This is a genomic window from Ottowia beijingensis (assembly GCF_042680925.1).
Taxonomy (GTDB): Bacteria; Pseudomonadota; Gammaproteobacteria; order Burkholderiales; family Burkholderiaceae_C; genus Ottowia; species Ottowia beijingensis.
Genome location: NZ_JBHUEP010000004.1, coordinates 171,498 through 183,831 on the forward strand (window position 1 = coordinate 171,498; position 12,334 = coordinate 183,831).

Here is a 12,334-nt window from a genome sequence, read left to right on the forward strand (position 1 = left end):
GCTAACCCGAACGAGCCAGCCAGGATGTCGAACGAACAGCTTGCAGATCTAACCCAGCCACAACGCGACCGGCTCGCGTTCGTGGAGTTGCGCGTGCGCTTCATCGGGGAGATACGTCGTCAGGACTTGGTCACGCGGTTTGGCATCCAGTCCGCCGCCGCATCCAGGGATCTGGCGCTGTACAAGGAGTTGGCCCCGGGCAACATCGACTACGACCCCAAGGGCAAGTCCTACGTCTTGGGGCCGGACTTCCGGCCCGTATTCGACTTTCCCCCAGAGCGGGTGCTGTCGTGGCTGACCCAGGGCTTTGGCGATGGTGAGCCGATGCGGCTCAAGGCGTGGGTAGCCAGCGAGAGCCCGTCACGGCTCACGCATCCGGATCTGGATGTGCTGGCGAGCGTGACCCGGGCGATCCACCAAGAGTGTCCGCTCGGCATCGAGTACCACTCCATCTCCAGTGGCCGCACCGAGCGGGAGATCGTCCCGTTCGCGCTGATCGACAACGGCCTCCGTTGGCACGTTCGCGCCTTCGACCGCAAATCCCAAGAGTTCCGGGATTTCGTCATCACCCGGATCAAGCGCCCGGTGGTGCTCAAGGGGCAGCCAGTTGCAGCCCATGAGATGAGCGATCAAGACATCCAGTGGACGCGGATCGTCGAACTGGAGTTGGTGCCGCACCCGGATCAGCCCCGGCCGGAGATCACCGAAATGGATTACGGCATGCGCGACGGCGTGCTGCGGATGAAGCTGCGCGCTGCCACGGCTGGATACATCCTGCGCAAATGGAGTGTGGACTGCTCCCCGGATCACAGCTTGCGCGGATACGAATTTCGGCTCTGGTTGAGGGACCACCTAGCGCTTTACGGCGTCAAGAACGCAGTGTTAGCGCCGGGCTATGCAGCACCGGGGCGAGAGTTGGATGGAGGTCAGGGTTGATCTCCGCCTACCACGCCAAGTACTACGCCCACGAGCTGACGCGACGACACACCGCCGATGGGGTAGATCGTCTCTCCCAATCGCTGTTCGATGCCAGCGTAGATCTGAACCCGCATCAGATCGAGGCGGCGCTGTTCGCCCTTCGGAACCCATTGCAGGAAGGCGTACTGCTGGCTGACGAGGTGGGGCTGGGCAAGACCATCGAAGCCGCGCTGGTGGTTTGCCAATACTGGGCTGAGCGCCGCCGTCGGCTCTTGGTCATCTGCCCGGCTAGCCTGCGCAAGCAATGGGCGCAGGAGCTGCACGACAAGTTCGCCGTGCCCACCACCGTGGTGGATGCCGTTTCTCTGCGCAAGCAGTCCGCTGGCGACATGCTCGCCACCCTGCAACGGCAAGTCGGCAAGGCGGTCGTGATCATGTCCTACCAGTTCGCCGCCAAACTGGAGGCCGAGCTGCGCGCCGTGCCTTGGGATGTGGTGGTCATCGACGAAGCGCACAAGCTGCGCAACGCACACCGTGCCAGCAACCGTACCGGGCAGGCGCTCAAGCGCGCACTGCAAGGCCGCAAGAAGCTGCTGCTCACCGCCACGCCGCTGCAGAACTCGCTGATGGAGCTGTACGGCCTGTCGACGCTGATCGACGAGCACCTGTTCGGCGACGAAACTGTCTTCCGCAAGCAGTTCATGAACAGCGGGACGGGTCTTGACGAACTGCGTGAGCGTCTTGCCAGCTTCGCCAAACGCACACTGCGCCGTGACGTGCTGGAGTACATCAAGTACACCGAGCGCAAGGCGCTCACCCAGCCGTTCAACCCCACCGACGACGAGCAGGCGCTGTACGAGCGCATCTCGGCCTTTCTGCAAAAGGAAGACTCCTACGCCCTGCCCAAGCAGCAACGCCATCTCACAGCACTGATCTTGCGCAAGCTGCTGGCCTCCAGTTCGCACGCCGTCGCTGCCACGTTGGTCACCATCCGCGAGCGCCTGCGGGGCTTGCTCACAGCAGACAAAGCGGAAGACGATGGCAGCCAGCTGGTCGAACAGCTCATTGCCGAGGACGACCTGGAGCAGGACTACCTGGAAGAGGAAGCCAGCGAGGCAGAAGAGAACGACGAAGTCCCGACGCCTGAGCCAGCCGAAGAAGGTAAGCCGGGCGCCGCAAAAGATGCCCATGCCGTCCGCGCCGCCATCACCGCAGAGATCGCGGAGCTGACTGCGTTCGTCGATGCCGCCCAAGCCCTGAAAACCGACACCAAGGCACAGGCGTTACTCAAGGCGCTCAGCCTGGGCTTCGGCAAGATGGCCGAGCTACGTGCGCCACGCAAGGCCATCATCTTCACAGAGTCCAAGCGCACGCAGGAGTACCTGCACCGCTTCCTCTCAGCCAACGGCCACGCGGGCAAGTTGGTGTTGTTCAGTGGCACCAACACCCACGAGGAATCGACCGCCATCTACCAGCGCTGGCTGGAAGAGTACAAAGGCACGGATCGCGTCACCGGCTCGCCGCAGGTAGATCGCCGCACCGCCCTGATCGACCACTTCCGCAAGGAAGACGGCACCGGTGCGGAAATCATGATCGCCACCGAAGCGGCTGCCGAAGGCGTCAACCTGCAGTTCTGCGCGCTGATCATCAACTACGACCTGCCGTGGAACCCGCAGCGCGTCGAGCAGCGCATTGGCCGCTGCCACCGCTACGGTCAGCGTTTCGATGTGGTGGTCATCAACTTCCTCAACACCCGCAACCAGGCCGACCAGCGCGTTCTGGAACTGCTCACAGAGAAATTCAACCTGTTCTCTGGCGTGTTCGGGGCAAGCGATGAAGTGCTGGGTCGCATCGAGGGCGGCCTCGATTTCGAGAAACGCGTCCTCCAGATCTACGACACTTGTCGCCAGCCCGAGCAGATCGAAGCCGCCTTCAATGCCCTGCAGGCGGAGCTAGAAGAATCCATAGCCGACCGCATCAAAGACACCCAGTCCCAGCTGCTGGAGCATTTTGACGAAGACGTTCACGACCGGCTCAAGCTGCGATTGGACGAGGCCGAAGCACGCCTGGACAAGCTGGGGCGCTGGTTCTGGGGTGTCACCTGCTTTGCATTGGACGGCCGCGCGCGCTTCGACGAGCAGTCCTACGCGTTTTCTCTGAGCACGCCGCCAACTGGAATCGCCACAGGTCGCTATCAGCTCATTCGCGGTGCGGCGCAGCCGGACATGCTGGCGCACGCCTACCGCCTCAGCCACCCGCTGGGGGAATGGAGCATTGAAACGAGTCTTAATGCGGCCACGCCCGTCGCCACATTGAAGCTCGACTACGACAAACACGGCGCGCGCGTCTCCGTGATCGAAAAACTGCGCGGCAAGTCCGGCTGGCTGACGCTGGTCCGGCTGGAAATCACTGCCTTCGAGACCACCGAGGCGCTGCTGTTCTCCGGCCTCACTGACGATGGTCAGGTACTGGATCAGGAAACCTGCGAAAAGCTGATGGCCATTCCAGCAGCGGGCAAACCCACTCCTTTGAACACCGCCGTCCCCGAGGCCCTGCTGGCCAACAGCCAGCGTGCGGTCGCCGCCACGATTGCCCAGGTACTGGAAGCCAACCAGCGCCTCTTCAATGAAGAACGCGACAAGCTGGAACGCTGGGCTGATGACAAGCTGCTGGCCGCAGAGGAAGCCCTGAAGAACACCAAGGCGCGCATCGCCCAATTGAAGCGCGACGCCCGCAAGGCCGCCACCTTGCAGGAGCAAGACGGCATTCAGCGCGAACTGTCTGAGCTGGAGCGCAAGCAGCGCCGCCTACGGCAGGAAATCTTTGCTGTGGAGGACGAAATCATCGCCAAGCGCGACGAATTGATTGCCTCGCTCCAGCAGCGCCTGCAAGAAAAAACCAGCCACGAGACCCTGTTCAGCATCCGCTGGCAGGTCACCTGAAACGCAAATCCTTCAATGAATCAGAAATCCCGAGATCAGGGCAAACCATGACCAACAAACAGAATCCCAAATTCCAGGAGCTCGTCGCCAAGCTGCGCGAGATCTTCCAGATCGACCGCCCGGAACTGGACTTCGGCATCTACCGCATCCTCAACGCCCGCGCGGGCGAGATCAACGACTACCTGCAAAACCGGCTGGCCGAGAAGGTGCAAGCCGCACTTAGCCAAGGTGGCGCTGCACAGCAAGAGCAGGTGGCGCGCGAGCTAAAGGACAAGGAAGCGCAATACCAGGCAGACGGCATCGATCCGGCCACCGTCCCGAAAGTGCAAGAGCTGCGCCAAAAGCTGGCGCAGTACAGCACCGGTGCCAGCGAACACGAAAATGCCGTGTTCTCGCACCTGCTGACCTTTTTCTCGCGCTATTACCAAAATGGCGACTTCATCAGCCAGCGCCGCTACAAGGGCGACACCTACGCCATCCCCTACGCGGGCGAAGAGGTGATGCTGCACTGGGCCAACAAGGATCAGTACTACACCAAGAGCGGCGAGAACTTCAGCAATTACAGCTTCAAGCTCGAAGATGGCCGCACGGTGCATTTCCGCCTTGCCGCCGCCGACACCGCCAAAGACAACCGCAAGGACAACGACAAGGAGCGCCGCTTTGCCCTGGTGGCGGCCAAGACCGTGACCCGCGTGGATGAAAACGGCGACGAGTACGAGGAAGAGCTCGTGCCCGTGGAGGAAGTTGCGGGCAGTGACGGCAAACAGGAACTGATCATCCGCTTCGAGTATGCCGTCCAGCCCAAAGGCACCAAGCAGGAGGCGCTGGTCACCAAGGCTGTAGAGGCAGTGCTGGCGGACGCCGCCGTGAAGGCCCGCTGGCTGGCCCTGGGAAACCGCGCGCCAACGGAAAAGAACCCGCAGCGCACTCTGCTGGAAAAGCACCTCTCCGACTACACCACCAAAAACACGGCGGACTACTTCATCCACAAGGATCTGGGTGGTTTCCTCCGGCGCGAGCTGGACTTCTACATCAAGAACGAAGTCATGCACCTGGACGATGTGCAGAACGCGGGCGCGTTCGCGGACATCGAAAAGAACCTGCGAATGATCCAGTGCCTGCGCAGCATAGCGTTGGAGCTGATCTCTTTCTTGGCCCAGTTGGAAGATTTTCAGAAGAAGCTGTGGCTGAAAAAGAAGTTCGTTGTCTCCAGTCACTACTGCATCACGCTGGATCGGGTACCGGAAGCGCTGTGGCCGGAAGTGGTAGCGAACCCGCAGCAATGGGCGCGGTGGAAACAGCTGGGCGTTTGGGATGGCGACGCGCCGGGGACGCTGGAGGATTTGAAGGCTGCGCTGTATCGGATGGTAGATACGAGCCTGTATTGCGAGGATTTTAAGTTCAAGCTACTGCAATCAGTAGATGTGGATTCGGCAACTAACGGCGTCCTTGTACACAGCGATAATTTTCAGGGGCTAAGGTCCATCAGGAATCGCTACAAGGAGCAGATTAAGTGCATCTACATTGATCCACCATACAACACATCTGAGGCCACATTTTTCTACAAAAATCAGTACAAGCATTCATCATGGCTTGCCATGATGAATTCTCGGATCGAAAGCTCCCTAAGCTTGATGGCCGAGGATGCAATCCTTCAGATTACCATCGATGACGAGGAACTCTACAGGCTGAAGGGGCAAGTCGACTCTCTGCTTGGAGAGGAACGATACATTGGGACGGTAGTCATTCAGAGCAATCCAAGGGGGCGAGGTATTAATAGCTTCTTTGCCACCAGCCACGAATATGCACTCGCGTATGCAAATAACCCTGCTAAAGCAGAGATATGTGATGAGCTACTCAGCGAAGAGCATGAGGAGGGATACAAGTTCTCGGACGAGAAATCGGAGTACCGCCTTTTGCCTTTCCGGAGAAGTGGCGGACTCTCCACCCCTGTTGATCGCCCCAATTCAGAATTTAGCCTCCTGTTAAACCCCAACACTCTAGCGATTATCGGGGTTGGTGGCGCGCGCACTAAGGACTACCCGTCTACTTATTGCACGAATTTGGCCCTATGGCTAAACGATGCAGGAGATGTCGTCGAGGAGGATTACTCAAACTATTTGAAGCGAACTGGCTGCGTTGAATTCCTGCCGTTGGATTCTGATGGTGAGCGAAGAGTATGGAGGTGGTCAGACAGAAAGAAGATTCTCGAACACGCGAGAGATGGTGAATTTGTCGTTAAAAGGAAAGGCAATGGCGAAATCACTGTCCAACTTAAAGATCGCATCAAGGAGGGTCGAAAGCCGAAGACGGTTTGGGTCGATTCAAAGTACGATGCGTCAAGTCACGGGACGAATCTTCTGGCCGACTTTTTTGGCGGGCAGAAGCTTTTTGGATACCCCAAATCAATTCATGCGACCGTAGCGTCTGTTTCTTCGGTTGTCAGGAAGTCACCAGACTCTATTGTTCTGGACTATTTCGCTGGTTCGGGAACAACCGGCCATGCAGTGGTCACGCTTAACCGGGCAGATGGCGGCTCTCGCAAATACGTATTGATCGAGCAAGGCGAGTATTTTGACCTGGTAACTAAGCCGAGGATGCAGAAGGTCGTGTACTCCGCTGAGTGGAAAGGCGGAAAGCCAACCGCTCCAGCAACAGGAATCTCACACTGCTTCAAGGTTATCAAACTCGAAAGCTACGAAGACACCCTGAACAACCTGCAACTGCGCCGCACCCCGGCGCAGGGTGATCTGCTGAACTCCCTGCCGCAACAGGCCCGCGACGACTACCTGCTCCACTACATGCTGGACGTGGAAAGCCGCGGTTCGCTGCTGTCGGTGGAAGACTTCAAGAAGCCGTTCGACTATCAGCTCAACATCGCCGTGGATTCGGCAGGTGCGTTCGAGCCGCGCAAGATCGATCTGGTCGAAACCTTCAACTACCTGATCGGCCTGCGCGTCAAGCACATTGATGCGCAGCCGCAACGCGGCTTCGTCACCGTCACCGGCACGCTGCCCAGCGGTGAAAGCTGCCTCGTGCTGTGGCGCGATTGCGATGTGCTGGACTACGAAGGCATCAGCAAGCTCTGCGACAAGCTGGCCATCAACCCGGCGGACAACGAGTTTGACGTGGTCTACATCAACGGCGACCACAACATTCCCACCGTGCTGACGCAGACGGCCGAGGAAGGCGGTGCCACCCGCGTGCTCAAGCTGCGCCAGATCGAGCCGGAATTTCTGGCGCGCATGTTTGATGTGGAGGATGTGTGATGGCTAATTTTGGAACCCCTAGCATTCAGCAACGAGAGCCAGAACCGGCACGCATCAAGTCCGTCACCATTGAGGGTTTCCGCAGCCTGCGCAGTATCCAGAATCTGGAGCTGCCGCAGCTCACGGTGCTGATTGGGGCCAACGGCGCAGGCAAGTCCACCCTGATCCGATTCTTCGAGATGCTGAGCTGGATGCTCAAGGCGAAGAACCTGCAGGAGTTCGTGCTGCGCCACGGCGGCGGCGATGACCAGTTTTTCATGGGTGCCCGGAAGACCTCGCGCATCCATGCCGAGTTGTGCCTTGAAACCGCATCGGGCTACAACGACTATCGGTTTGATCTGGCCCACATCTCGGCCGGCGATTCCGTGATGGTGATGAACGAAGCCTATCGGTATTCGGCGCATGACATCCCGACCAAGGCGAAGTGGACCGAGATTGAAGGGGTGGGAAAAGAGTCCAGCCTGTTGGAGAAGAAGAGCAAGACGGCCCAGACCATCGTCAACCTTTTGCGTCAGTGCTCCACCTATCAGTTTCACGACACATCCATCAACGCCGCCATTCACAACCGCTGGGATGTCACCGAGTCGTTCCGCCTACGCTCGGACGGCGGCAACCTCGCGGCTGTGCTGCTCGACTTGCGCAATGGCGACCGCAAACGCTACGAGCTGATCGTCAAGCAGATTGGCCGGGTGTTGCCGGCGTTCAAGGATTTTGTACTGGAAGAAGAAGCCGGCAAGGTGTTGCTGCGCTGGGTGGGGCGGCAAAGCGACAAGGTGTTCGGCTCTCATCTCACCTCGGACGGGTCGCTGCGCCTGTTCTGTCTGCTGACTTTGCTGAACCTGCCGCCCGAGCGCTTGCCGGACGTGCTGTTCTTCGATGAGCCCGAACTGGGGCTGCATCCGCACGCCATTACCCTGGTGGCCGAGATGTTCAAACGCTTGTCGAAGAAGCGGCAGATCTTCATCGCCACGCAGTCGCCCTACCTGGTGGATTGCTTCGAGCTGGAAAACATCATCGTGGCCAGCGCCAGCAATGGCGAGACCGTGTTGCGCAATCTGCCGCGCGAGCACTATCAGCGCTGGCTGGACGAGGAATACCAGCTGTCCGACATCTGGTTGCAGCAGGCCGCAGGTGGCGTGGCCTGGCTGGGTGAGCACCAGCCCGTCAAGCGGGAAGGTTCTCAGGATGCGGGGCAGGCCGAATGATCCGGCTCTGCATCATCTGCGAAGGCCCCACCGAGGTGGAGTTCGTCAACCGCTGCCTGGAGCCCTACCTGAGGCCCAGTGGCGTCAGCGCCTACGGCACCGTGTTGAGCGCCAGATCAGGGCGGCATCGGGGTGGGCGTGTCACCGTGGATCGGCTGGCCAAAAAGATTTCACTGCACTACAGCGAGGCCGATCGCGTCTCCACGCTGGTTGATTTCTACGGTTTTCAGGACCGCGCAGCCCGCACCCGCGCCCAACTGGAGGCCGACATTGCCGCAGCTGCGCGGGACATCACCACGGGCTATGACCCGCGCTACGTGCTGCCCTATGTGCAGATGCACGAATTCGAGGGCCTGTTGTTCACCAACCCCACGCACTTTGAATGGGCAGAAGACGGCTGGAGCGAAGACGTGAAAGCGAAGTTGATGGCGGTGGCACAGGCGTTCCCGAATCCGGAAGACATCAACGACAGTCCCGAGACCGCACCATCCAAGCGGATTCTGAGCATCTTTCCCGAGGGCACGTATTCAAAGCCCGAGCATGGCCCGTTGATCGCTGAGGCCATCGGGATTGACGCGATGCGCCAGAAGTGTGCGCAGTTCGATGCCTGGGTTGCTCATCTACAGGCATGGGGTAATTGAAATGGCACGGCAAACCAAAAATCAGAAGAAACGCAGCTTCCATCAGGAGCTGGTGCTCAATCGCTGGGTGCTGGGCTTCTTTCTGGGCGGCACGCTGGCGGCGCTGAAGATGCGCTTGGGCGATGACCGCTTCGAGGGCATCGACGAGGATGGCCAGACCAAGTTCTTCCACGAACTGATCCGAGGCTTGTTCGATCCCAACAAGGTGCCCGAGGCCGATCTGCGGCGCTACGACTTGAACGTCGTCGCCCACTGGCAGGCCATCACCGCCCAGCGCAACAAACTGGAGGGCCATGAACTGCAGATGAAGTACTTCCAGTACCTCTCGCTGCTGTTCACCGAGCTGTATCTGGACTGGTACTTCAACCACCGTCAGGACTTGCTCGATGGCCTGAACGAGGAAATGACGCGCTACCGCGCCGAGACGGGCGCGGAACCGTTCCGCGATTTCGAAGCGGACGACCTGAACAAGATCGCCTTCTGGAATGCCACCGGCAGCGGCAAGACCCTGCTGCTGCACGTCAACATCCGCCAGTACCTGCACTACTTCCAGGCGGGGCGCAGCGATCACTTTCCCGACAAGATCATCCTGCTCACGCCTAACGAGGGGCTGTCACGCCAGCACTTGGAGGAGTTGCACCTGTCGGGCTTCGGTTTCTCGCAGTTCTTTAATAAGGCTCAGTCACCCGCGCGCGGCACCATCGAGATCATCGACATCAACAAGCTGGGCGATGAGATGGGCGACAAGACCGTCGCTGTGGATGCCTTCGAGGGCAACAACCTCGTGCTGGTGGACGAAGGCCACCGTGGTACGGGCACGGCGGCGGGCGCGTGGATGGCGCGGCGCGATGCGCTGGTGCGCGGTGGTTTTGCCTTCGAGTACTCGGCCACCTTCGGGCAGGCAGTGGCTAAGGGCATGACCGTGGCGGCGGCGGAAGAAGACATCCAGAAGAAGCGCGCCAAGATGCTGTTCAACACCACCAGTCTGCGCAGCCTGGACGACGGGCAGAAGGCACAACTTGCGCTGACCGCCGAGGACAAGCGCCGCGCGCGCATCACTGCGACGCGCGAGATTTACGCCAAGTGCATCCTGTTCGATTACTCGTACAAGTTCTTCTATGAGGACGGCTACGGTAAAGAGTCGCTGATCCTCAACATGAGCGGCGAGGCCTACGAGCAGGCGGATAACGCGCGCAAGTATTTCACCGCCTGCCTGCTGGCCTACTACCAGCAGCTCTGGCTGTGGAGCACTCACCGCTCGGCGCTTGCCGACTTCAACATCGAAAAGCCGCTGTGGGTGTTCGTGGGCAACACGGTGTCAGGCGAGGAGTCGGACATCCTGGAAGTGGTGAACTTCCTCGCCGACTTCCTGAACAGCGAAGCGCAGATCAAGAGCTGGCTGACCGACCTGATTGCGGACAAGGCGCAGATTTTGGATGCCAAGGGCAACAACATCTTCAGCGGGCGCTTCACGCCCCTGATGGGCTTCGGCGGTCGCGTGGATGATCTGTACGCCGACATCCTGCTGCGCGTGTTCAATGCCTCGGCCCGCCAGAGATTGAAACTGGTCAACATCAAGAGCAGCAAGGGTGAGCTGGCGTTGCGCGTGGGCGATGCAGAGCCCTTCGGCCTCATCAACATCGGCGACGATGCGGGCTTCTTCGGGATGGCGGAGGACGTGGAGGCCTTCGATAGCGAACGCGACGACTTCGGCGGCGCGCTGTTCGGCACGCTGAACAACAAGGACAGCCGCCTCAACGTGCTGATCGGCTCGCGCAAATTCACGGAAGGCTGGAGCAGTTGGCGCGTGTCCACGATGGGCCTGCTGAACATGGGCCAGGGTGAAGGCTCGCAGATCATCCAGTTGTTCGGGCGCGGCGTGCGCCTCAAGGGCAAGGGTTTCTCGCTCAAGCGCACCTTGCCGCAAGACAGGCCCAAGGGCGTGCATCTGGACAAGCTGGAGGCGCTGAACATCTTCGGGGTGCGCGCCAGCTACATGGCGGCGTTCAAGGACTACCTGCGTGAAGAAGGCATCACGCCCAGCGATGAAGTGCTGGAGCTGGACTTCCCGACCCGTGCCAACCTGCCCAAGGGCAAGCTCAAGACCCTGACGCTGAAGGATGGCTACAAGGACAACCAGAAACTCGGGTTCAAGCGCACGCACTTCCCGTGGCTGTACGAAATTCCAGCTCAGTTCCAGGGCAAGATCAAGCCACCCCATGTGGTGCTCGACCTGTACCCGCGCGTCGAGGCGCTGTCCAGCAAGGACAAGGGCACAGCCTCCACGACGGAAGCCCGCAACAAGGGCAAGCTGAACCAGACACTGTTCCCGGCTTTCAACTGGGATCGGGTCTATCTGGCCTTGCAGGATTACAAGCTGCAGCGCAGCTGGAGCAACCTGCGGTTGGAACAGCAGAAGCTGATCGACTTCTGCGCGGGCGCGCAGGACTGGTACACGCTGTTCATTCCGGCGGCGGAACTGAATGTGACGACCTTCGCCGACATCCGCAAGCAGGAAGACATCCTGCTGCGACTGCTGACGGACTACACCGACCGCTTCTACAAGGCCCTGAAGTCCGGCTACGAAGGCCAGTTCTACGACATCACCCACATCGATGAAGACCACGGGTCGATGCTCAAGCTGTACCAGTTCGAGATCGAGAACAGCGACGACGGTCTGGAGTATCAGGCGAAGCTGGAAGTGCTGAAGAAGCTGGTGGCGGACGGCAAAATCGGCGAGGCTAGCAAATGGAATGCGCCACACATGGTGGCCATCAGCTTCGACCGGCACCTGTACTACCCGCTACTGGCGTTGGAGGACAAGGGTGCAGTGCCGCTGAAACTGCGTCCGCTGGCCTTTGACGCGCCCAGCGAATGGGAGTTTGTCCGCGATCTGGAGGCGTTCTACAACTCCAGCGAAGGCAAGGAAGCGATTGGCCCGCGCAGTCTGTACCTGTTGCGCAATGCGGATCGGGAAGAGAAAGGTCTGGGCTTCGCGTTGGCGGGCAACTTCTATCCTGACTTCCTGCTGTGGCTGGTGGACGATGCCAGCGGCAAGCAGTGGCTGACCTTTGTCGATCCAAAGGGGCTGCGCAATCTCGACCTGTCGCACCCCAAGCTGGGGCTGTACAAGGAAGTGAAGACTCTGGAAACGACGCTGGCGGGGCAGGCCAAGGCGAGCGAAGCGCCGCTGGTCTTGAATGCCTTTGTCCTCTCGCCAACGAAGTTCGCCGACCTGCTCAACGTGGGCGACTCGACAAAGAAAGCCGATCTGGAAAGCCGCAACGTGCTGTTCATGGAGGATGGTGCCAGCGCCTACTTGAAGAAGTTGTTCCGGGTGCTGGTCTGAGAGATCGCTA

General features: G+C 59.8%; 6 protein-coding genes. All 6 read left to right on the top strand.

From position 1 onward, the window contains the following. Window positions 1-24 precede the first annotated feature (24 nt). Genes ACFSCU_RS02970 through ACFSCU_RS02995 form a run of 6 tightly spaced genes read left to right on the top strand, consistent with a single transcriptional unit; the run spans window position 25 to window position 12,324 of the window. Entirely contained in the window at window positions 25-936 is a 912-nt protein-coding gene (locus tag ACFSCU_RS02970) for a helix-turn-helix transcriptional regulator (RefSeq protein ID WP_377559855.1), read from the top strand. Continuing rightward, window positions 933-3,860, top strand: a complete 2,928-nt coding sequence (locus ACFSCU_RS02975; RefSeq protein ID WP_377559856.1) for an SNF2-related protein — start codon at window positions 933-935, stop codon at window positions 3,858-3,860. The genes ACFSCU_RS02970 and ACFSCU_RS02975 overlap by 4 nt, the downstream gene beginning before the upstream one ends. A 47-nt stretch (window positions 3,861-3,907) precedes the next feature. Further along, the gene (locus ACFSCU_RS02980) at window positions 3,908-7,129 is read left to right on the top strand and encodes a site-specific DNA-methyltransferase (RefSeq protein ID WP_377559857.1); all 3,222 of its coding nucleotides are present in this window, start codon (window positions 3,908-3,910) and stop codon (window positions 7,127-7,129) included. After that, window positions 7,129-8,334 carry an AAA family ATPase gene (locus ACFSCU_RS02985; RefSeq protein ID WP_180550062.1) on the top strand — a complete coding sequence of 402 codons (1,206 nt, stop codon included), beginning with the start codon at window positions 7,129-7,131 and terminating at the stop codon, window positions 8,332-8,334. Before ACFSCU_RS02980 ends, ACFSCU_RS02985 begins: the two co-directional genes overlap by 1 nt. Next, the gene (locus tag ACFSCU_RS02990; RefSeq protein ID WP_377559858.1) at window positions 8,331-8,975 is read left to right on the top strand and encodes a DUF4276 family protein; all 645 of its coding nucleotides are present in this window, start codon (window positions 8,331-8,333) and stop codon (window positions 8,973-8,975) included. Before ACFSCU_RS02985 ends, ACFSCU_RS02990 begins: the two co-directional genes overlap by 4 nt. Window position 8,976: 1 nt before the next feature. Beyond that, entirely contained in the window at window positions 8,977-12,324 is a 3,348-nt protein-coding gene (locus ACFSCU_RS02995; RefSeq protein ID WP_180550064.1) for a DEAD/DEAH box helicase family protein, read from the top strand. Window positions 12,325-12,334: the final 10 nt, after the last annotated feature.